Genomic DNA, 20,869 nt, shown 5'->3' on the forward strand with positions numbered 1-20,869 from the left:
TATTGCAACAACATCATTTAAGTCTTATTATCCCAGTTTATAATGCTGCTTCGTTTATTGAAGATACAGTTGAAAAACTTAAGCGCTGGAAAGAAAAACAAGACTTTGATGTTGAGATTCTAATCGTGAATGACGGTAGCTCGGACGAAACGGAAACCGTATTAAAGATTATTCCACCTGATGATGACGATTTCAAACTCATTTCATATTCAAAAAATAGAGGCAAAGGTTATGCTGTTAAATCTGGTATGTTGGCAGCAACAGGTGAAGTAAGAATTTTTACTGATGCCGATATTCCTTATGGACTAGATGTTATACACAAAATTCTTCAAAGTTTACTTGAAGATAATTACGAAGTTTGTATTGGAAATCGATTAGACAAAGATTCAGATTATCATGTAACAATGACATTTCTCAGAAAACTGTCTAGTAAATTGTTTACGTTTTTTGTAAAAAGTTTTACAATAAAGAATGTTGGAGATACCCAATGCGGTATTAAAGGATTTACTGCATTTGCAGCAAATAAAATTTTTTCAAAAACGAGAATTGATGGATTTGCTTTTGATGTAGAGAGTATTTATCTATGTTATAAGTTTAATATTTCAATTAAAAGAAGTCCTGTACAATTTCAAGGCAATAAAATTTCCACTATTAATTTGTTTAGTTCTTCTATTAGAATGTTTATCGATGTTATAAGTTTGCCATTTCGTTATCATATTTTAAAACAGTATAAATAATGAGATTATCTAGAAACATCACAAACCGGATAAATTGGATTTTTGATAATCTTATTCCGCCATTATTAAGAGATTCAAAAGCGTTTATGGCTCCATTTTTCTATCTTCTTTTTAAAAAAGATTATAAAAAATTTATGACGTTTAAATCAAAAGCTTCACAATTTAGCGTTGAAGAAATGCAAAACTTTTACAAAACCACCGAAGATTTACATATTAAAAGAGAAACAGATTTAAATACAAAATCTATTAAGTTTATTTTGAATAATTTAAAAGGGAAGACAATTTTAGATATTTCTTGCGGTCGTGGTTATTTGGTAAAAAAAATTGCCGAAGATAAAAGCCTAATTGTTACAGGTGTTGATTTTAATATTCCTGATTTTCTTGAAAATTCTGAAAATATCAATTATGTTGAAGCAACAATTGAAGCTATTCCATTTGATGACAACTCTTTTGATACCGTAATTTGTACGCATACGATTGAGCATATTGTAAATATTAATCTTGCACTCAAAGAACTGAAGCGCGTTTGTAAAAAGCGTCTTATAATAGTTGTTCCTAGACAAAAAAATTACAAATATACTTTTGATTTACATGTTAATTTCTTCCCTTACAAACATACCGTTTTAGATACGTTTGGTCATGACGGAAAAGTAAGTTGCTTGCAAAATGATTGGCTTTATATTAATGATAATATTAATTAACAGAAAAAGAAGTTTTAAATAGAGCTACCAAATTTATTATTTTTTCTTGTGGTTTTATTTTGTAAGCCTCAGACTCTGAATAAATAGAAATATTTTTTGGAGAAAAAAATTCTTCAGATTTATCTAAATTCCTAGAGTTTTCCCATTTTAATTGGCAGAATAAATAAGGAGCGGACCAATCATTTACTGATGAAAGGCAACCAAATTCAGTAGAAAATCTTCTATTAATTATTTCATTTTTTTCCAAGAAATTACGTTCTGGTCTAATCATACTAAAATTTTCATTAGGCTTAATATCGAATTTTTCAAAATTCATTTTGAGTGTTTTATATTCTATAGCTTGAATATTACATATATAGCTATTGAGATTATAAGCACTTAAAACCAATAATAGTATTGGAATAATTATTACAAACTTTGTTTTGCTCTCTTTTTTTATAAAATACTGGACAAAGTATAATTGGTAAAATAGAATAATTATAGCTGTAGGTGCGATGGTACGCATTGAAAAATAGTCTTGACTAGATAAAATATTTGGCGCATAGCTTAACGGTAAAATTAAAATAGCTGCGAAAATGTAAAATAGGCTTACTTTTTCTTTGAAATATTTAACATACAAAAAGCCAAAAAAACAAATTGTACCAATGATAAAGCTGATAATTGAACCAACTAAAAAGCCACTATTTTGCAATAGGATGCGAATTTCGAAAAAGAAAAATTTCGCTATTTTTTTTGGTAAACTTAAAAGATTAAGTGTTGTACGCTCTGATGGTTCTATTTCAAAAGCTTGGAGCATTGTTTTAAAACTTATAAAATACACAGCAAAACATACCATTGTAAAAAAAAGAATTTTAACCCAATGGTTCAATTCAAATTCATTTTTAAAAATCATTAAAATAATAGGTGGCAGAAGAAACGCCATTGCCGCAGGTTGATAGAAAAATAGACATATTAAAACAATGCATAACACTAGACAATAATTCAAAATCTGTTTTCTTTTGACTTTTATCGCTTTAAGCAGCTTATATCCAGCAAAAAAGTTTAGTATTAAAAGTAAGGGTATTTCTGCCGTTGCACTCCAAGAAAAGTACACGCTGAATGCTGGTAAGGCTAAAATTAAAATTGAAAAAAGAGCCGCAGTCCATATTTTAATTTTTAATTGTAGTAAATAGCTAAAGACTTGAGTAGAAAATATAACTGAGGTCACTAACGCAAATAAGCGTACCCATTTTAAGTTACTTATGGTTTTACTGATTGTACCATAAATAAATTCGCACCATAAACCCAACAAAGGTCTTCCGCCTTGAATAAATTCAACATGAAAATTTGGGTCGCGTTTAGATGTGTATAAGTAATAATTTGCGTCTAAAAATATGTAGTCTTTTAAGATGCCATAATTTAAACCTAAACAGAGTAAAAAGCTGAATGTAAAATAAACACAAAGCGTTTTGTTTAAGTTGTATCCTAAGGAATTGGACATAGTGAATTTTGTTTGACGCAATTTAGAAAAATTAAAACAACAAAAAATTTATTTAAATATTAGGATTGTTTCAATATTGTTCATCAATGCTTTGTACTATTTTTGTAAAAATGCAAAACGATTTTCTCAATCATATTCCTATAAAATCTCGAAGTGGTGTTCAAGCTATAATTGAAGACCAAAACCTCATTATAAAAGTTAAAAAAGAACGTAAAACGAGACATGGTGATTATCGCAAACTATCTAGTGGTAATCATCAAATCACTATAAATTCAAACTTAAACGAATATAGGTTTCTGATAACACTTATACATGAAATTGCGCACCTCAAAGCTTATAAAACTTTTGGAAACAAAATTAAGCCACACGGAATAGAGTGGAAGCAAACTTTTCAGCATTTAATCTTGCCATTTTTAAATCCAGAGATTTTCCCCTTAGATTTGTTGCCTCTTTTAGCCAATCATTTTAAAAATCCTAAAGCATCTAGCGATACTGATGCAAATTTAGCTTTGGCTTTAAAGCAGTATGACGAAGAAAATGATAAAACATTTATTTTTGAAATTCCAGAAGGTGTAACATTTAAGCTCTACAATGGACGAATATTTAAAAAAGGTCCAAAGCGAAGAAAACGATTTGAATGTTTAGAGTTAAACTCAGGTAAACTATATTTGTTTAACCCAAACGCTGAGGTTCAATTGTTAGAAGAAGCCTAAGCCATTTGGATTGAATAAGACGATAATGAAGAATAAAAATTATTATGCCATACTTATGGCAGGTGGCATTGGGTCAAGATTTTGGCCAGTGAGTACACGAGATTTTCCAAAACAGTTTCATGATATGTTGGGAACTGGCGATACACTTATTCAAAAAACATTTAAACGTTTAGCAAATCTTATTCCCGAAGAAAATATTTTTATTCTCACCAATGAGCGATATAACGATTTAGTGTTTAAACAATTGCCAAATGTAACCGAGAGACAAGTGGTCTTAGAGCCAGCCATGCGTAATACTGCACCTTGTATTTTATATGCTTCGCTAAAAATACAGAAAGAAAATCCAGATGCTGTAATGATTGTTGCGCCAAGTGACCATTGGATTGAGGATGAAATTGCTTTTTCGCAAAATGTAAAAACAGCATTCGATTTTTGTTCAGAAAATGACGCCTTAATGACATTGGGTATTACACCGACGTTTCCAAATACAGGTTATGGTTATATAGAATTTGATAAAACAAGTACTTCAGAAATTAAAAGTGTCAATCAATTTAGAGAAAAACCAGATTACGAAACCGCAAAATCATTTTTAAATCAAGGTAATTTTCTGTGGAATGCTGGAATATTTATGTGGAGCGTAAAAACGGTAGTTAACACATTTAAAAATAATCAACCTGAATTGTTTCAACTATTTGCACTTGGTATTCCGGTTTATAATACAGAAGATGAGCACGATTTTATCAAAGACAATTATGGTAAAGCTGAAAACATTTCTGTGGATTATGCCATTATGGAAAAAAGTAAAAATGTCTTTGTAATACCTGCAACTTTTGATTGGAACGACCTTGGTACTTGGGGCAGTTTATACGATAAATTAGACAAGGATGAATCTGAAAACGCAGTAGTAAATGCCAAAACTTTGGTTGAAGATGCTTCAGGTAATATGATTCGTACAAGCAAAGATAAAATTGTAGTTGTTGACGGTATAGAGGATTATATTATTGTAGATAAAGATGAGGTATTAATGATATATCCAAAGGCCAAAGAGCAAGATATTAAAAAGGTTTTACAAGCCGTTAAAGAAAAGTACGGCGAACAATACGGGTAAGTTATGAGCGAAGAAAATAAATTTAATTTCTCTGACGATGAATCAGAGTTTAAAGAGCCAAAAGTAAAAGCAACTCCAACAGGCAGTATAAAGGATAGTTCAGAAAACTTATTTCAAAGTATATCTTTTTTCTTTAGAGAACTTTTAGATTTTAGGAACGATACAGATAGAGACACTACTATAAATGCTATAAAAAGTGATATTTCATTTCAAGGTGCAACAGCGTGGATTTTGATATGTTCAATTTTTGTAGCATCTGTTGGTCTTAATGCAGATTCAACAGCTGTAGTAATTGGTGCCATGTTAGTTTCTCCGTTAATGGGACCAATATTGGGTGTCGGGCTTTCTATTGCAATAAATGATATCGATACACTCAAAAAATCAATAATTAATTTATTGATAATGATTGTATTAAGTTTAATTACAGCATTTTTGTTTTTTTATTTTTTTCCTTTAAGTGAAGATACTTCTGAGCTTTTAGGCCGTACGCATCCCGATTTTAGAGACGTATTAATTGCTTTTTTTGGTGGTTTAGCACTTATTATTGCAAGATGTAAAAAAGGAACTATTGCATCCGTAATATTTGGTGTTGCTATTGCCACTGCCTTGATGCCGCCTTTGTGTACTGCTGGTTATGGTCTAGCAAAAGGCAATTGGTCTTTCTTTTTTGGTGCTATGTATTTATTTGCAATCAATACTATTTTTATAGCGTTGGCGTCGTTTTTAGTGTTGAAATTATTGAAATTTCCAATGCTTAAATATGCAAATTCAAAAAAGAGAAGAAATATTTCTAGGATAGCTTCAATATTAGCAATAGTTGTTACGATTCCTGCCATTTTTACTTTTATAGATGTAATTAGAGAAAGTCGATTTGAAACTGCTGCAAGAAATTTTATAAATTCTGAACTAGAGACATTACCAAATAGTAGATATATAAAACAAAATGCGACTTACGAATATGTAAAAGACGGCCAATCAGTAATATATTTACGCCCTTTTGCTACTGACGAAATTTCTGAAGATAGTCGTAATTTTCTGGATTTTAGATTAAAAGACGAAGCTTATTCTTCCTTGGGTAATACAAAATTAGAAATTAATCAGGTTAAAAATAGAGTGATAAATAACCTAGAGTATATGGAGCAACTTCGTACTAGAGACTCTTTAGATTTATTAACTCAAGGACAAAAAATTATTTTTCTTGAAAATAAAGTCAAAGAATTATCTCGTTTAGAGCAAAACCAAATTCCTTTTGATCAAATTGTTAAGGAAGCAAAGATAAATTATGAAGAATTAGAGTCTATAAGCTATGCAGAAGAGCTTACTTCAAATTTTAAAAAAATAGATACAATACCAATATTTAGTTTTAAATGGAATGATTCTTTAACCTCACCTGAGATTAGATTAAAAAATTCTAAAAAACTTGGAGAATGGTTAAAATTAAAGTTAGCTAAAGAACCTTTGGTAATAAGAAATGTAAATTAGGTAATTACTGATTTTCTTCTAAATACATCTTTCGTACTTTTTTAAATAAGTTTGAAGAATAAACAAAATCTGTAACGGCTTTGTTGTCTGTAATAAAGATGTTGTCTTTAGAGCCTTCCCATTCTTTTAGACCGTCTTTAAGAAAAACGATTTTTTGACCAATTTCCATTACAGAGTTCATATCGTGAGAATTGATAACGGTCGTTATTTGATATTCTTCTGTAATTTCTTGAAGCAGGTTGTCAATAACAATAGAAGTTCTTGGGTCTAAGCCAGAGTTAGGTTCATCACAAAACAAATACTTTGGGTTATTTACTATAGCTCTAGCAATGGCAACACGTTTTTGCATACCTCCAGAAGCTTCGCTCGGCATTTTTTTGTGGGCATCTGCCAAGTTTACACGATTAAGTACGGTGTTAACACGATCTTCCATTTCACTTTTACTCTGCTTTGTAAACATGCGTAACGGAAACATTACATTTTCAGCAATAGTCATAGAGTCAAATAACGCACTACCTTGAAAAACCATGCCTATTTCAGACCTTAAATCGCCTTTATCGTCTGGAGATAAACTGCTAATTACTCGACCCTCGTAAGAGATGCTGCCTGCATCATATTCATAAAGACCTAAAAGGCATTTTAAAAAAACGGTTTTTCCAGAACCACTTTGTCCAATGATAAGATTTGTTTTTCCTTTATCGAAACTTGTAGTTATTCCTTTAAGAATATGCGCGTCTCCAAACGATTTTTCTAAGTTCTTAACCTCTATCATTAGCCTAAAAGTAAACTAGTTAAAAAATAATTGGCCAAAATTATTACCACACTCGTCCAAACAAATGAAGTTGTACTTGCTTTGCCGACCTCAAGAGCACCACCTTTCATAAAATAGCCGTAAAATGATGGAATCGTAGCTAGTAAAAATGCAAAAATTAAAGTCTTTAAAAAAGCATATATAATATGAAAGGTCACAAAATCTGTTTGTACACCTTCAATATAATCTTCCATAGACCCATAACCACCATAAACACAAGCAGCTAATCCACCTAAAACTCCCAAAAACATAGCAATAGATATGATAAAAGGATAAAGCGAAAGTGCTATAAATTTTGGAAATACAAGATAGTTTACGGGATTTATTCCCATTACTTCTAATGCATCAATTTGCTCGGTAACACGCATTGTTCCAATACTTGAAGTAATAAAAGATCCAACCTTACCTGCCATTATTATAGATATAAAAGTGGGTGCAAATTCTAAGATAATTGATTGTCTTGTGGCAAAACCTACTAAGTATTTAGGTATTAGCGGATTGGAGATGTTTAAAGATGTTTGTATGGCAACCACACCTCCAACAAAAAATGAAATAAATGCAACAATTCCTAAAGAACTAATAATAAGGTCATCGATATCTTTTAAAATTAAAGTTCGCATCACAGACCATTTTGTAGGCTTACGAAAAATGTCCTTTATCATTAAAAAATAAGCACCAATATTATGTATATACGTCATTCAGAAAAATATTAATGCTAAATTATAAAAAACTACGCGTTAATTAATGATTTATTAAAATTACATGCGTATTAAAACTTTATTTTTGTGGTTCAAATAGAAAATATTATGCAGAAAATTTCTCTCGTTTTTTCAATGTGTTTACTGCTTTTATCTTGTAATGCTCAAGAAACAGCTGTAAAGACATCTAATACTATAAATATTGAAGAGTCATCACCAAAATTAATTGTAGGTATTGTCGTTGACCAGATGCGATATGATTATTTAACACGTTTCAATTCTAAATTTGGAGATGGAGGATTTAAGCGAATGATTGATGAAGGTTTTAATTGTAAAAACAATCACTTTAATTATGTACCTACCTACACTGGTCCAGGTCATGCCTCTGTTTTTACAGGTACAACACCCAAATACCATGGCGTAATCTCTAACAATTGGTATGATAAAGACATTAAAGAAATAGTGTATTGCGCTGGTGACCCTAATGTAGAATCTGTTGGTACAAGTACTGCTGCCGGAAAAATGTCACCACATAGAATGTTGACAACATCTTTTGCAGATGAAAATAAACTGTTTACGCAGATGCGAGGAAAAACAATAGGCATAGCAATTAAGGATAGAGGCGCCATATTGCCTGCGGGTCATTCTGCGGATGCAGCATATTGGTTTCATGGTAAAGACGAAGGAAACTGGATTACAAGTACGTTTTACAGAAGTAATTTACCAACATGGGTAAACGATTTTAATAGTTCTGATACTGCGGAATCTTATTTAAAAACTTGGGATACTTATTATAATATTAATACTTATGTTGAAAGTGGTGCTGACGATAATAATTTTGAAGGTGGTTTTAGAGGAAAAGAAAAAGCAACCTTTCCTTATGACTTAGATAAGCTGAAATCTGAAAATGGAGGTTTTGATATTTTGAAAGCCACCGCTTACGGAAATAGTTTAACTACGGATTTTGCAATCGCAGCAGTAAATGGTGAAAATTTAGGTGCAGACGATATAACCGACATTTTAACTGTAAGTTTTTCATCTACAGATTATGTTGGTCATAATTTTGGGGTCAATTCTAAGGAAGTTGAAGACACATACATAAGACTAGATAAAGATTTAGAACGCTTTTTTAAATTTTTGGATGAATCTGTAGGGAAAGGCGAATACACGGTTTTTCTAACTGCGGATCATGGAGCAATTCACGTGCCTAATTATTTAAAGTCAAATAAAATACCATCAGGATATTTAGATTTTAATTCAAGAAAAGAAAAGTTTTCTAAGTTTTTAATTGAAAAATACGGCACAACTGATATTGTTGAAAACATAAGTAATAATCAAATTTTCTTCAACAAAGCAAAGTTAAAAGAACTCGGTTTTGACTTGCACAAGGTTGAACAAGATTTGGTGGATGAACAAATAAGTTATCCAAACATCGCAAAAGTATATACGGCTACAACGATGAACTCAACTAATTTTACAACGGGTATTGAAGCTTTACTTCAAAATGGTTATAATCAAAAACGTTCTGGTGATGTTATTATCGTCAACGACATTGCACATATTGCTTATGGACCAACAGGTTCAACACACGGCAGTGGACTCAACTACGATACACACGTACCGCTTTTATTCTTTGGAAAAGGAATAAAACATGGAGAAACATTACAAAAAACAGTAATTCCTGATATTGCACCAACGATTTCAGCATTGTTAGGGATTAGTTTTCCGAATGGTGCAACTGGAATGCCTTTAGAGTTTGTTTTGGATTAATAAGAAAATTTGTTGAACATACCTTTCCAACGTAATTTGCGGACAAATTTTCCTTGGTCTTTTGTAATTAGTGGTTTTGTGCTTCCAAACATTGCTTTAAAATAACCTATAGAATAGTCAAATAGTATGACTAGCTTTTTCTTTTTATAGCTCATTTTTAAGGCTGTAATCAACGTTATCAAAAAACCATAACGCATTTTGTAAAACGCTTCACCTTGAAGGTATTTCGATTTTTTGTTATATGATGCGCCAGTTGGTTTTAGATGTTTTACATGTAATGTTTCGTCCGTTTTTAATTCCCACTTATAGTATTTAGCAAGTAACTCATCAATGGTGTCCCAGCCAATACTCGATTTTAATTGCCCAATTTCTTTAAAGCATTCTTTTCTATAAGCTTTTAAAGCGCCTCTAATGTGGTCTTTATTGGTGAGATTTTCTAATATCCAATTTCCATCTTTCTCGATGTAGCAAAAACCAGCAGCCATTCCCAATTTTTTGTTTGAATTAAAATGAAAAGAAAGTTGCTCCAAGTAATTTTCAGGAAAAATTAAATCTGCATCAAACTTGCAAATAACGTCGTAATTATCATCTAGATTTTGAAGTCCTTTGTTAAACGCATTAATAATCTTTGCGCCAGGTAAATGTAAATCTGAAGATGTTGTTTTTATGAACGCAAGAAAATCATATTTTAAAGCAAAAGACTTTACAATTTCAGAAGTTTCATCTGAAGAATTATCATCAACCACCACAATTTTTGAAGGCAAAAGCGATTGATTGACTAATGAATTTAAAGTAAGACCAATGCAATCAGCTTCGTTATGTGCAGGTATGACGATGTAAAATTTCAAATTTTAAAAAAGATAAATTCAAGAACACAAATCTAACGATAAGACTGTGGAATTTGGATTTTAACTATTGGAATTTTTTATGCGTTCTGCATAGACAATATAATATCGCGGCGTAAACCATCGTAAAATAGGACGAATTCCAATTTTTTTAGTTGGATTCGTGAATTTTCCAGATGCAATAATCTTCCAGCCTGTTTTTTCTAGCAACCAATCTAATTGCCAATCTTCAAACTCATGGTAATGTCTATCCCATTTATCTGTTTTACTTCGGTAAGCAGGCGAAAACCATAAACGCAAAGGAATACTCGCTACTATTTTTTTTGCTTTAATCGATTTTAAAACCGTAAACGGAGAAAGTAGATGTTCAAAAATTTCAAAAGCAGTGACTACCGTAGCTTCTGATTTTTCGATTTTAGAGGTATCAATATCTAAGTCTTCACCCGATGTGTTTTCAACTTTATAGCCATGGTTTTTCATGATTTTAGTAAATGGGTTTTCTACACCCAAATCTAAAATAGTTTCAGAAGTCGAAATGTGTTTTTCTAAAAACTCTAAAGTATGTTTATAGCGTTTATTAGGAAGTTTTTTATACATATTTTTGTTATTAATACCTGTAGACTATGGCATTAATATGCATACCAGCACCTACACTTGCAAAAATAATAACATCACCTTTGTTTATTTGCTGGTTTTCTAATTTGTTATTTCTTATTAAGTCAAATAGCGTAGGAACGGTTGCTACTGAGCTATTTCCGAGTTTATGAATGCTCATTGGCATCACACCATCAGGAACCTTTTCTTTATGTAATCTGTAAAAGCGTTTTACTATGGCTTCGTCCATTTTTTCATTAGCCTGATGAATTAAAATTTTCTTGACATCACCAACAGGTACACCGCTCTTTTCCAAGCAATCTTTCATGGCTTGCGCAACATTAGTCAACGCAAATTCATAAATTTTACGACCGTGCATTTTTATGTAACGCGTGTCACTTTGGTCATCTTTGTTGTTAGATTTACCAAAGAATAAATAGTAGGCTTCATCGTAAGTAAACGAAGCAGTTTCGTGAGCTAAAATGCCGTCATTACCTTCAACAGCTTCAACAATTGTAGCACCTGCACCATCTGAATATATCATAGAATCTCTATCGTGCTTATCTACAACGCGGCTAAGTGTTTCGCTACCAATGACAAGGCAACGTTTTGCCATGCCAGCTTTAATGTAAGCTTGTGCTTGTATAACACCTTCAACCCAACCAGGACAACCAAATAGAATATCATAAGCCACACACTTTGGATTTTTTATGCGTAAGCTATGTTTAACCCTTGATGCTAAGCAAGGTAAAATATCGCTCTGAATAGTATTGTGTTTAACATCGCCAAAGTTATGTGCACAAATGATATAGTCTAACGTTTCCATATCTATATTTGCGTCATCAATAGCTTTTTGTGCCGCCAAAAACGCCAAATCCGATGAGGTTAGTTGCACATCGGCATATCGTCTTTCACTAATACCAGTAATGGCTTTAAATTTTTCTACAATAACTTCATTAGGGTGTTCAATTTTTGACCCATCAACATTTAAAAAGTCATGTTGATGAAAATCTTCATTGCGTTCAATACTCTTTGGTATCCAACTTCCCGTTCCTGTAATCTTAATCGCCATGGTTTACTTATTATTTTTAATCTAATCAACTAATCTAATTAATTATATGTTTTAAAGATAGATAAAGTAATAAAAGTGAGTATTTTTTCGAAATTCTTAATAATTTCTTAAATCTTTGAAAACAATACAAAAAAAAGCATCCGTATTTGGATGCTTTTTTTATTTAATATAAGATATTATGCTTCTGCGTAAGCTTCAATTGGAGCACAGCTACAAATTAAGTTTCTGTCTCCGTAGGCTTCATCTACACGTCTTACAGTTGGCCAAAACTTATTGTCGGCTACAAATTCTAGCGGATACGCTGCTTTTTCTCTTGAATAAGGAAGTAACCACTCATCAGAAGTTAACATTTGTAAGGTATGTGGTGCATTTTTTAGCACGTTGTTAGGCTCATCTTTGTTAACTAAATCAATTTCTTCTCTTATAGAAATCATCGCGTCACAAAAACGGTCCATCTCAGCTTTACTTTCGCTTTCAGTTGGCTCAATCATCATGGTTCCTGCAACAGGAAAAGATACAGTTGGGGCATGAAAGCCATAATCCATCAGACGCTTTGCAATGTCTACAACTTCAATACCTTTTTCTTTAAATTCACGACAGTCAATAATCATCTCGTGAGCAGCACGTCCGTTTTCGCCAGTATATAATGTTGGATAATAACCTTCCAAACGTTCTTTAATGTAATTGGCATTTAAAATAGCAACCTCAGTTGATTTTTTTAAACCTTTAGATCCAAGCATTTTAATGTACCCATAAGAAATAATACAAGCTAAAGCTGAACCAAATGGCGCGGCAGATATTGCTGTAATTGATTGATGTCCACCAGTTTTTACTAACGGATTTCCTGGTAAAAATGGGACTAATTGCTCCGCAACACAGATTGGCCCTACACCAGGTCCACCACCACCATGAGGTATGGCAAAAGTTTTGTGTAAATTAAGGTGACAAACATCTGCGCCAATATTTCCAGGATTTGTTAGTCCTACTTGGGCATTCATATTTGCACCATCCATATAAACTTGTCCACCATAATCATGAATAATTTGCGTGATTTCTTTAATGGCAGATTCATATACACCATGAGTTGATGGATACGTTACCATTAAAGCAGAAAGATTGTCTTTATGAAGTTCAGCTTTTTCTCTTAAGTCATCAACGTCTATATTTCCATTTTCCGAGGCTTTTGTTACGACGACTTTCATGCCTGCCATAACTGCACTTGCAGGATTTGTTCCGTGTGCAGAAGATGGAATTAAACAGATATTTCTATGATGGTCACCACGAGACTCGTGATATGCTCTAATAACCATTAAACCTGCGAACTCTCCTTGTGCACCAGAATTTGGCTGTAATGACGTGCCTGCAAAACCAGTTATTTCTGTTAACTGATTTTCTAATGCATTAAGCATTAATTTGTATCCAGTGGCTTGGTATTGTGGTGCAAATGGATGCATATTGCCCCAATTGTACCAGCTTAAAGGTAGCATTTCTGAAGCAGCATTTAGTTTCATTGTACATGAACCTAACGAAATCATTGAATGATTTAGCGCTAAATCTTTACGTTCTAAACGTTTTATGTATCTCATTAATTCTGTTTCGGAATGATAAGAATTAAAGACTTCAAAAGTTAAATATTCTGATTTGCGTTTTAGAGCTTCAGGTATCGTTTTGTCTTCAGAAAGTTCTGTGATTTTTTCAGTTTTATTATCTGTTACAGCTTCAAAAATTGAGATGATAACATTTAAATCTTCAATTGTTGTGGTTTCGTTCAAAGAAATTGTTACCGTATTACTATCAGGATAATAAAAGTTGACATTTTGTTTTTCAGCTTCGTATTTTACATCGACAGAATCTGCTTTGATATTAATTGTATCGAAGTAATGTGAATTGGCTTGCTCTAGTCCCAAACGTTCTAACGCTTTGGTTAGTGTTGTAGCCGAATTTTGAACTTTAGTTGCAATAAAATCCAAACCTTTTGGACCATGATAGACAGCATACATTCCAGCCATGACTGCTAATAAAACTTGTGCTGTGCAAATATTTGAAGTGGCTTTATCTCTTTTTATGTGCTGCTCTCTTGTTTGCAGTGCCATTCGCAAGGCACGATTACCGTCAATATCTCTTGTTACGCCAATTATACGCCCAGGAACGTCTCGTTTATACTTTTCCTTAGTTGCAAAAAATGCTGCGTGTGGTCCACCATAACCCATCGGAATTCCGAAACGTTGTGTTGTACCTACAACAACATCAGCACCGAACTTTCCTGGAGCTTCGAGTTTTATTAAGCTTAAAATATCTGCAGCAACAGCAACTTTTATACCTTCGTTATTTGCACGTTCTATAAATCCTTTGATATCTGTTATCTGTCCGTTTTTTCCTGGATATTGAAGAAGAGCACCAAAAAATTCATTACTTAAATTATATTCTGCTTCGTTACCAATAACCAATTCAATCCCAATTGGGATAGCTCTTGTCTCCAATAAAGAAATGGTTTGTGGTAAAACTAAATCTGATACAAAAAATTTACAAACTCCAGCTTTCTTTTGTTCTCTTTCTCTTACAGCATATAACAAACTCATGGCTTCTGCTGCGGCAGTACTTTCGTCTAGGAGAGAAGCATTTGCCATTTCCATACCGGTTAAATCAATAACCATAGTTTGGTAGTTAAGTAAAGCTTCTAAACGGCCTTGTGCAATCTCTGCTTGGTAAGGCGTATAGGCAGTATACCATCCTGGATTTTCTAAAATATTACGCTGAATTACCGATGGCAGATTAGCTGGATGATAACCCATGCCGATGTAAGATTTATACACTTTGTTGAGATTAGATAACTCATAAATGTGCGATAAATACTCTTGCTCGCTCAATGCGGGCTCAAGATCTAAATCTTGTTTTAATCTGATGTCAGCTGGTACCGTTTCTGATATGAGCTGTTCAATACTCGTTACTCCAATAGTGTTGAGCATTTCCTTTTGTTCATCAGGGTTTGGCCCGATATGTCTTAATGCGAAAGATGTTGTGTCCATTCTTTTAAGTAGCTTATTTTTTTGAAGTACAAAAATACGGAATATGCCCTTTTTTTTAGTTAAGGATTATTAAAGTTTTTAACTGAAACCACTTGTTATTAACACTTTGGTTATTTTTACACGATGAAGGTATTTAAATCTATTTTTAGCTTCTATATAAATAGTAGTATTCACGTGGCTTTGGCGGTTTTTGCGATGTCGTGGATTACGCTTTTAAAATACCGTTTGCCTTACGATGAAAATAGTCTGTATTTCGTGTTTTTTGCAACAATCACAGCCTATAATTTTGTAAAGTATTTTGGTTTGGCAAAATTTCATCATAGAAGTTTAACTAATGAGTTGAAAATCATACAACTATTTTCTGCATTTGCTTTTGTGTTGATGTGCTATTTTTTATTTCAACTAAATTCCAAAGTTTGGTGGCTGCTTTGTGTTCTGGCGCCAATAACTTTTTTATATGCAGTTCCTTTTGTTCCAAAGCGTTTGTTATTCGATAATCAACAAAATCTACGACAAATAGGAGGTGTTAAAGTATATATTATTGCATTAGTTTGGAGTTTTGTAACTGTTTTAATCCCGTTATTAAATTTTGAACTTGGTATAGATAGTGAAGTGATTATTTCTTTAGTTCAAAGATTTGTATTGGTCATAGTTTTAATGTTGCCTTTTGAAATTAGAGATTTACAATACGATAATTTGAAACTTGCAACCATACCTCAAAAAATTGGCATTAAAAAAACCAAAATTATAGGTGTTCTATTACTTTTTGTTTTTTGTTTTTTAGAGCTTTTAAAACCTGAAACTAGTAGCAATCCAATTTTGTCAACTCTTATTTTAATTAGCCTTACGCTTTTAAGTCTTCTTTTTGCTTCAAAAAAACAAACTAAATATTATAGCTCGTTTTGGGTAGAATCTATCCCTGTATTTTGGTTATTAGCTCTACTTTTGTTTGCTTAATTCGGCATCAAAAGCTTGTTGTAATTTGCTTTTTGCAGAATTATCTAGAGCTTCTACTTTAGGATTTTTTATGAGTTTTGTCAACTTTGTATTTCGTGCAGTATATTTTCTACAAGCACGGCAATACATTAGGTGAATCGTTAAAATAATTTTCTCTTTTAACGTAGCTTCTTTATACTGATTTTTGTCACAAATATGATTTGCCTCGTGACAGTTTAATTTTAATTTAGTCATAGTTAAAACCAATTTTCTTCCATGCAATTGGCCATAGCAGTTCTTGCTCTATGGATAATTACCCAAAGGTTAGACGCAGTTATATCCATTTTATTACAAATGGCTTCTGTTTCGTAATTTAAAAGTGTTTTCATCTTAAAAATTTCGGCTTGCTTCGCGGGAAGTTTGCCCAAACAATTATGTATGGCAATACCAAGTTCTGTGTTTTCAATCGTGTCTTCGGCTGTTTTATCAAATGGGTCTGCTACACGTTCTTCTAACCAATCGCCTTCAGATTCGGCATCACTATTGTAAGACATCCGGACTTCAGCTTTACCTTTATTGCTATTTATTTTACGATAATGGTCAATAATTTTTCGCTTTAAAATAGCCACCAACCAGGTTCGTTCAGTCGCTTCGCCTTTAAAGTTTGCCATAGATTTGAGTCCGGCCAAAAATGTTTCTTGAACCAAATCTTGGGCAATTTCTCTATCGCTTACACGCGTGATGGTGTAATTGAATAGATAATCAGAATAATCCTTTATCCAAGTATTAGGATTTATTTTATGTTCTGCCATTTTTTGACATTAATTTGAAACTCAAAAATAGAATAAAAATTTAATAGCGCATGTTTATTTTGATATTGCTTTTAATGTGGAAAGTATTGTGTCATGTTTAAACTTGAAGCCGCTTTTTAATAGTTTATCAGGAATAACATTTCGGCTTTTTAAAACAAGTTCTGTTTCTGTACCGATGAGTTTTGCGCCAAATTCTAATAACCATTTTGGATGCGAAATCCCAAAAGGGACTTTTAACACGCTTCTTAATGTTTTCATCAATGTTTGATTGTCTGTTGGATTGGGAGCGACGATATTAAACGTACCTTCTAAATTTTCAGTCATTATAAAATCGATAGCACGAGCAAAATCTAATTCGTGAATCCAACTTACCTTTTGTTTGCCATGCCACTGCTTTCCTCCCAAACCTAATTGTACCAAACGTTTTAGTAGTATATATGCACCACCTTGTTTCCCAAATACAATAGATGTGCGCATAACCACTTTTTGTGTTTTTGGGTTTGTAATTTCATTAAACGATTTCTCCCAAGATTTTGCAATATTCATAGAAAAATCATCGCTAATGTCACCATTTTCTTCAGTCATTTCTTTGGAATAGGAATCTTCATAGATGGTTGCGGTAGATGAATTGAACCAATAATTTGGTGGATTTTCACACAAGTTTAAAGCTAAACCAAGTACATTGGTAGAATCTATACGAGAGTTATAAATTTTCTTTTTATTTTCTTCGGTATATCTACAATCTACAGATTTGCCAGCAAGATTTATCAGTGCTTCTGCATTTTCTAAACTATGTTGCCAATCATTTAAATTTTTGCCATCCCAATACAAATGGTTCTCTTTTTTTGGTTGACGAGTTAAGATTTTTACTTTGTATTTTTTTGCTTCAAAGTACCGTTCTAAAACCTGCCCTAAAAAACCTGTGCCACCAGCGATGATAATAGTTTTCATAATTAAAGTATTTTAGAAGTTCTTGTAGTAAATTGACGAGATTTCTTTCTTCCTCTAAAGAATAAAAAGAGATTAAAGAATAGCATAACTCCCAAATAAATGGTGAAACCACCAATCTTTTTACTCAAAATTTCCATTAGGGTTTGGTAACTCATTCCAGTATTTCCATTGTAATAATATATCTCCATGATATACAATGCAAAACCTATATTAATTAGGTAAAATCCAATTTCAAATAATTTGTTGGTTGCCAATGCAATATCTTCTTTGCCTTTAAAAATGTCTATCATAAATAGTTTTCCGTTTTTAAAAAGCATTCTAGAAATGTAAATAGTTAGAAAAATAACTATTGGTAAATAGATAATGTAGCCGATGATAATTTTTGAATTTTCCATAATTATTGATTTAAAAGTTTTGATTTATTTAGATGCTTTAGCCAAAAAATATTGTTGTAATGCATTAAGGCGAGAAGCAAGATTATTTTTCCGATGGTTGCGGATAATGAGTTGAGCATTTCTATTAGATTGTCAATTCTTTCCCAGTTTGAAATAGTTATAATGGCATATCCAATATTGGTTAAATAGTAACCGATTAATAATAGATTATTTATGCTTTTTACGAGTTCTTCGTTATTCTGAAAGAGATTGAGTAAAAACACTTCACCATTTTTATAGAATAACCAACCAATTTTTACCATTATAAAAATGATAATGGGTAAGTAGATGCAATATGTGATGAGGTTAAAGTTCATAATCTTTATTTATTAAATAAGTAACGTATAGATGAAAAAAAGCCAACCCAGCGGAAACAAACATCCAGATAAACATTAATGACAAGGTGTCTAAAGCTTTTACAACTTCTAATGTTTTAAACGTTCCAGCTAATCCTATTGTCGCGATAACATAGGCGTAAAACAATTTGAGCGTTTTCTTGGTTAGGTTTTTTCTGTGATAAAATATGATGATACACATTATTATTTGTGCTAAGCCGAGAACAGGCAATGCAATCATTGCGCCCCAAAATGTGAGCGAAACACCAATTCCAAGAATGGTAAATATTTTGTTTGTTTTGTGTAAATATTTCATAGTTTTTAATGTTTAAAACTTTCAGAAATTATTGAAAGTTAATTTTAAAAAAATAGAAGACTATTTTATCATTTTAAAAACAGACTTCGTTAACCAGTTTTGTTTTTGCTCTACAAGCTTGTTAATGATACTGTCTGCATCTTTTGTTAAATTGTGCAAAGCTTTTGTTTGTTTTATCAATTCTTTTGTTTTTTCTGTGCCATCATCTTTAATAGAAGAGACGTCGCCTAAAACTTTAATTACAGGTTTTATTTCACGGCGACTGCGTTCTTTTGCGATAATTCGTGCTAATTCTTGTACGTCTTTTTCAGTCGTAAAGAATTCCTTACGCTCGCCAGAGACCAAAACTTTAGTAACAATTCCCCAATCCATAAGTTGTCTTAAATTCATGCTGGTATTCCCTCTTGAAATTTTAAGGTCATCCATAATATCTTCCATAGACAAGGGTTTTGTAGATACAAAAAGCAAAGCTTGTATTTGCGCCATGGCTTTATTTATGCCCCAAAGCGAACCTAAACTTCCCCAAGTACTTATAAATTTTTCTTTTGCTTCTGTATAATCCATAGTACAAATATATTATAATTTTTAAACTTTCAATAATATTTGAAAGTTTATTTTTAAAATAAAATCGATTTTTTGTTAGATAGAAAGTATAAACTTTTAACAATGATTACAAAAACCTTGATTTTATCTTGTTTAGTTATTTCAATCTATTTCATCTACTTTTTATACATTAGTTTAAATTAAATGTTTTTCGTTATACTTCTTTATTTCAAATGAGACGCTTTGTAATTCTATCTTTTGTTGTTTTTTGCGTTGTTAGTTGCAAGTCAACAGCGCCATTAATGACGCCAATAGCTAAAACAGAAATTTCAAAAAATTTGATTGTTTTAATTGATGGCACATGGAATACCCCAAAAAATAACACAAACATTAATAAGCTACGAAATTTAGCCAAGGTCAGTGACAGTCTCGAAACCTTTTATACAGTTGGTGTAGGTGGCGGACGAGATTTTAAATTTACTGGTGTAGCTTTTGGTGTTGGTGTTAAACGTGATGTTGTAGAAGCTTACGATTTTTTAATAAAACGTTATCGCAGAAATCAAGGAGATAAAATTTTTCTTTTTGGCTTTAGTCGTGGTGCTTACACTTCTCAAATTTTAACTGATTTTATTCATACAGCAGGAATGATTGAGCCTGAAAAAGAATTGGATAGTATGACTCAAATTCGGTTAATAAAGAAAATGTACAAAGCTTATAGAAATAACGACACACATACCGAAAGGCAACGTCGAGTTTACGACGTCATAAGAACATGGCAAACCAAAAACGAAATTGCTATAAAATTTACACCAAATGTTAATATTGAAGTTCTTGGGATGTTTGATAGCGTCGAAGCTTTGGCTGCTCCAGATTTTAAGGAAAAGTTCTGTACGCCAAATGACAATCATCTCAATCAATTTGTCAACGTTAAAAGAGTTCTACACGCTGTATCTCTCGATGACAATCGGGCTCATGCTTTTACGCCGGTTTTAGCAAGTTGTAATAACATAAAACTGAAACGAAACACAACTTTAGATGATATTGTAAAAGAAGTTTGGTTTTCGGGAGCGCACACCGATGTCGGTGGTGGTTATCCTGATAATTATGAGATTTCGGATGTGTCCATCAATTGGATGATTAATGAGTTAAAAGCCAAATCGTATGACTTGTTTAATAATGTAGAAGTTAGCGAAAGAAATATTTACGGAAAAATACACGACGCAGAAAATAGCTTCTTTGGATTTATTTACAGACGAAAGAATAGAGATATTCCACTATATCTTGCTGAGAATGGCGAAAACTATAATGATGGAAAAATATATTTACATCGTTCAGTTTTAAAACGTCTTGAAAAAGGTGTGCTTCCAACGTTTAAAAAACATAGAAAAGACCCGTTAGATTGGTTTGATAAAGCACCATTTAATAAATGCTTTGAAAAAGTTGGAAAAACACGAGTTTTTAAAGAACCTTGCGAAGTTATTGAGGTTGTAGATTAATTATTTTAA

The 20,869-nt window shown here is 32.2% G+C and carries 22 protein-coding genes; 8 read left to right on the top strand and 14 right to left on the bottom strand.

Annotation, left to right across the window (positions count from 1 at the left end):
- Positions 1-2: 2 nt before the first annotated feature.
- Both ACFQ1Q_RS11210 and ACFQ1Q_RS11215 read left to right on the top strand, forming a co-directional pair.
- On the top strand, positions 3-737 hold the full coding sequence (locus ACFQ1Q_RS11210; protein ID WP_386131365.1) for a glycosyltransferase: 735 nt from the start codon (positions 3-5) through the stop codon (positions 735-737).
- Complete coding sequence (locus tag ACFQ1Q_RS11215) at positions 737-1,438, top strand: class I SAM-dependent methyltransferase (protein ID WP_386131368.1); 702 nt, start codon at positions 737-739, stop codon at positions 1,436-1,438. Before ACFQ1Q_RS11210 ends, ACFQ1Q_RS11215 begins: the two co-directional genes overlap by 1 nt.
- Here the strand turns inward: ACFQ1Q_RS11215 and ACFQ1Q_RS11220 are convergent.
- Positions 1,431-2,645: a hypothetical protein gene (locus ACFQ1Q_RS11220; RefSeq protein WP_386131370.1), complete on the bottom strand. Its 1,215-nt coding sequence runs from the start codon at positions 2,643-2,645 to the stop codon at positions 1,431-1,433. The two genes, ACFQ1Q_RS11215 and ACFQ1Q_RS11220, sit on opposite strands and share 8 nt — an antisense overlap.
- Positions 2,646-3,028: 383 nt before the next feature.
- Here ACFQ1Q_RS11220 and ACFQ1Q_RS11225 point away from each other — a divergent pair, with 383 nt between their 5' ends.
- The 3 genes from ACFQ1Q_RS11225 to ACFQ1Q_RS11235 are packed head-to-tail and all read left to right on the top strand — an operon-like array spanning position 3,029 to position 6,221.
- Positions 3,029-3,631, top strand: coding sequence for a SprT-like domain-containing protein (locus ACFQ1Q_RS11225; RefSeq protein WP_386131373.1), 603 nt, complete (start codon positions 3,029-3,031; stop codon positions 3,629-3,631).
- A 25-nt stretch (positions 3,632-3,656) separates the two neighbouring features.
- Complete coding sequence (locus ACFQ1Q_RS11230) at positions 3,657-4,739, top strand: mannose-1-phosphate guanylyltransferase (RefSeq protein WP_386131376.1); 1,083 nt, start codon at positions 3,657-3,659, stop codon at positions 4,737-4,739.
- 3 nt (positions 4,740-4,742) lie between these two features.
- On the top strand, positions 4,743-6,221 hold the full coding sequence (locus tag ACFQ1Q_RS11235; protein WP_386131379.1) for a TIGR00341 family protein: 1,479 nt from the start codon (positions 4,743-4,745) through the stop codon (positions 6,219-6,221).
- A gap of 4 nt (positions 6,222-6,225) precedes the next feature.
- Here ACFQ1Q_RS11235 and ACFQ1Q_RS11240 read toward each other — a convergent pair whose 3' ends face one another.
- Together ACFQ1Q_RS11240 and ACFQ1Q_RS11245 are read right to left on the bottom strand one after the other, a co-directional pair.
- Complete coding sequence (locus ACFQ1Q_RS11240; RefSeq protein ID WP_386131381.1) at positions 6,226-6,993, bottom strand: ABC transporter ATP-binding protein; 768 nt, start codon at positions 6,991-6,993, stop codon at positions 6,226-6,228.
- On the bottom strand, positions 6,993-7,730 hold the full coding sequence (locus tag ACFQ1Q_RS11245) for an MlaE family ABC transporter permease (RefSeq protein ID WP_386131384.1): 738 nt from the start codon (positions 7,728-7,730) through the stop codon (positions 6,993-6,995). Before ACFQ1Q_RS11245 ends, ACFQ1Q_RS11240 begins: the two co-directional genes overlap by 1 nt.
- Positions 7,731-7,838: 108 nt before the next feature.
- Here ACFQ1Q_RS11245 and pafA point away from each other — a divergent pair, with 108 nt between their 5' ends.
- Entirely contained in the window at positions 7,839-9,500 is a 1,662-nt protein-coding gene (pafA, locus tag ACFQ1Q_RS11250) for an alkaline phosphatase PafA (RefSeq protein ID WP_386131387.1), read from the top strand.
- Here pafA and ACFQ1Q_RS11255 read toward each other — a convergent pair.
- From ACFQ1Q_RS11255 to gcvP, 4 genes are all read right to left on the bottom strand, one after another.
- Positions 9,497-10,348, bottom strand: coding sequence for a glycosyltransferase family 2 protein (locus ACFQ1Q_RS11255; RefSeq protein WP_386131390.1), 852 nt, complete (start codon positions 10,346-10,348; stop codon positions 9,497-9,499). The genes pafA and ACFQ1Q_RS11255 overlap by 4 nt on opposite strands.
- A gap of 60 nt (positions 10,349-10,408) precedes the next feature.
- Entirely contained in the window at positions 10,409-10,942 is a 534-nt protein-coding gene (locus tag ACFQ1Q_RS11260) for a methyltransferase (protein WP_386131392.1), read from the bottom strand.
- A gap of 10 nt (positions 10,943-10,952) precedes the next feature.
- A complete protein-coding gene (locus ACFQ1Q_RS11265; protein ID WP_386131395.1) occupies positions 10,953-12,011 on the bottom strand; it encodes a 3-oxoacyl-ACP synthase III family protein in 1,059 nt (352 codons plus the stop codon).
- A gap of 176 nt (positions 12,012-12,187) precedes the next feature.
- On the bottom strand, positions 12,188-15,037 hold the full coding sequence (gcvP, locus tag ACFQ1Q_RS11270; RefSeq protein ID WP_386131398.1) for an aminomethyl-transferring glycine dehydrogenase: 2,850 nt from the start codon (positions 15,035-15,037) through the stop codon (positions 12,188-12,190).
- 123 nt (positions 15,038-15,160) lie between these two features.
- Here gcvP and ACFQ1Q_RS11275 point away from each other — a divergent pair, with 123 nt between their 5' ends.
- Complete coding sequence (locus ACFQ1Q_RS11275) at positions 15,161-15,994, top strand: hypothetical protein (protein WP_386131400.1); 834 nt, start codon at positions 15,161-15,163, stop codon at positions 15,992-15,994.
- On the opposite strand, the gene ACFQ1Q_RS11280 is transcribed toward ACFQ1Q_RS11275, so the two are convergent.
- The 7 genes from ACFQ1Q_RS11280 to ACFQ1Q_RS11310 are packed head-to-tail and all read right to left on the bottom strand — an operon-like array spanning position 15,977 to position 19,385.
- Positions 15,977-16,228, bottom strand: a complete 252-nt coding sequence (locus ACFQ1Q_RS11280; protein ID WP_386131403.1) for a hypothetical protein — start codon at positions 16,226-16,228, stop codon at positions 15,977-15,979. The genes ACFQ1Q_RS11275 and ACFQ1Q_RS11280 overlap by 18 nt on opposite strands.
- A 2-nt stretch (positions 16,229-16,230) precedes the next feature.
- Positions 16,231-16,785, bottom strand: a complete 555-nt coding sequence (locus ACFQ1Q_RS11285; RefSeq protein ID WP_386131406.1) for a sigma-70 family RNA polymerase sigma factor — start codon at positions 16,783-16,785, stop codon at positions 16,231-16,233.
- 54 nt (positions 16,786-16,839) lie between these two features.
- On the bottom strand, positions 16,840-17,736 hold the full coding sequence (locus ACFQ1Q_RS11290) for a TIGR01777 family oxidoreductase (RefSeq protein WP_386131409.1): 897 nt from the start codon (positions 17,734-17,736) through the stop codon (positions 16,840-16,842).
- 2 nt (positions 17,737-17,738) lie between these two features.
- Positions 17,739-18,131, bottom strand: a complete 393-nt coding sequence (locus ACFQ1Q_RS11295) for a hypothetical protein (protein ID WP_386131412.1) — start codon at positions 18,129-18,131, stop codon at positions 17,739-17,741.
- 2 nt (positions 18,132-18,133) lie between these two features.
- Entirely contained in the window at positions 18,134-18,487 is a 354-nt protein-coding gene (locus ACFQ1Q_RS11300) for a hypothetical protein (protein WP_386131415.1), read from the bottom strand.
- Positions 18,477-18,821: a hypothetical protein gene (locus ACFQ1Q_RS11305; RefSeq protein WP_386131417.1), complete on the bottom strand. Its 345-nt coding sequence runs from the start codon at positions 18,819-18,821 to the stop codon at positions 18,477-18,479. Before ACFQ1Q_RS11305 ends, ACFQ1Q_RS11300 begins: the two co-directional genes overlap by 11 nt.
- Positions 18,822-18,881: 60 nt before the next feature.
- A complete protein-coding gene (locus ACFQ1Q_RS11310) occupies positions 18,882-19,385 on the bottom strand; it encodes a GbsR/MarR family transcriptional regulator (RefSeq protein ID WP_386131420.1) in 504 nt (167 codons plus the stop codon).
- 281 nt (positions 19,386-19,666) lie between these two features.
- On the opposite strand from ACFQ1Q_RS11310, the gene ACFQ1Q_RS11315 reads away from it, so the two are divergent.
- Positions 19,667-20,860, top strand: a complete 1,194-nt coding sequence (locus ACFQ1Q_RS11315; protein WP_386131423.1) for a T6SS phospholipase effector Tle1-like catalytic domain-containing protein — start codon at positions 19,667-19,669, stop codon at positions 20,858-20,860.
- Positions 20,861-20,869: the final 9 nt, after the last annotated feature.

The sequence above is a fragment of the Winogradskyella litorisediminis genome (assembly GCF_042675765.1).
Classification (GTDB): domain Bacteria; phylum Bacteroidota; class Bacteroidia; order Flavobacteriales; family Flavobacteriaceae; genus Winogradskyella; species Winogradskyella litorisediminis.

Bases quoted from the DNA above. Each gene is read 5' to 3' on its own strand.
- ACFQ1Q_RS11215 (WP_386131368.1), top strand. From the start codon at position 737: ATGAGATTATCTAGAAACATCACAAACCGGATAAATTGGATTTTTGAT.
- ACFQ1Q_RS11225 (WP_386131373.1), top strand. From the start codon at position 3,029: ATGCAAAACGATTTTCTCAATCATATTCCTATAAAATCTCGAAGTGGT.
- ACFQ1Q_RS11230 (WP_386131376.1), top strand. From the start codon at position 3,657: ATGAAGAATAAAAATTATTATGCCATACTTATGGCAGGTGGCATTGGG.
- ACFQ1Q_RS11235 (WP_386131379.1), top strand. From the start codon at position 4,743: ATGAGCGAAGAAAATAAATTTAATTTCTCTGACGATGAATCAGAGTTT.
- ACFQ1Q_RS11240 (WP_386131381.1), bottom strand. From the start codon at position 6,993: ATGATAGAGGTTAAGAACTTAGAAAAATCGTTTGGAGACGCGCATATT.
- ACFQ1Q_RS11245 (WP_386131384.1), bottom strand. From the start codon at position 7,730: ATGACGTATATACATAATATTGGTGCTTATTTTTTAATGATAAAGGAC.
- pafA (WP_386131387.1), top strand. From the start codon at position 7,839: ATGCAGAAAATTTCTCTCGTTTTTTCAATGTGTTTACTGCTTTTATCT.
- ACFQ1Q_RS11260 (WP_386131392.1), bottom strand. From the start codon at position 10,942: ATGTATAAAAAACTTCCTAATAAACGCTATAAACATACTTTAGAGTTT.
- ACFQ1Q_RS11265 (WP_386131395.1), bottom strand. From the start codon at position 12,011: ATGGCGATTAAGATTACAGGAACGGGAAGTTGGATACCAAAGAGTATT.
- gcvP (WP_386131398.1), bottom strand. From the start codon at position 15,037: ATGGACACAACATCTTTCGCATTAAGACATATCGGGCCAAACCCTGAT.
- ACFQ1Q_RS11275 (WP_386131400.1), top strand. From the start codon at position 15,161: ATGAAGGTATTTAAATCTATTTTTAGCTTCTATATAAATAGTAGTATT.
- ACFQ1Q_RS11280 (WP_386131403.1), bottom strand. From the start codon at position 16,228: ATGACTAAATTAAAATTAAACTGTCACGAGGCAAATCATATTTGTGAC.
- ACFQ1Q_RS11285 (WP_386131406.1), bottom strand. From the start codon at position 16,785: ATGGCAGAACATAAAATAAATCCTAATACTTGGATAAAGGATTATTCT.
- ACFQ1Q_RS11290 (WP_386131409.1), bottom strand. From the start codon at position 17,736: ATGAAAACTATTATCATCGCTGGTGGCACAGGTTTTTTAGGGCAGGTT.
- ACFQ1Q_RS11295 (WP_386131412.1), bottom strand. From the start codon at position 18,131: ATGGAAAATTCAAAAATTATCATCGGCTACATTATCTATTTACCAATA.
- ACFQ1Q_RS11300 (WP_386131415.1), bottom strand. From the start codon at position 18,487: ATGAACTTTAACCTCATCACATATTGCATCTACTTACCCATTATCATT.
- ACFQ1Q_RS11305 (WP_386131417.1), bottom strand. From the start codon at position 18,821: ATGAAATATTTACACAAAACAAACAAAATATTTACCATTCTTGGAATT.
- ACFQ1Q_RS11310 (WP_386131420.1), bottom strand. From the start codon at position 19,385: ATGGATTATACAGAAGCAAAAGAAAAATTTATAAGTACTTGGGGAAGT.
- ACFQ1Q_RS11315 (WP_386131423.1), top strand. From the start codon at position 19,667: ATGACGCCAATAGCTAAAACAGAAATTTCAAAAAATTTGATTGTTTTA.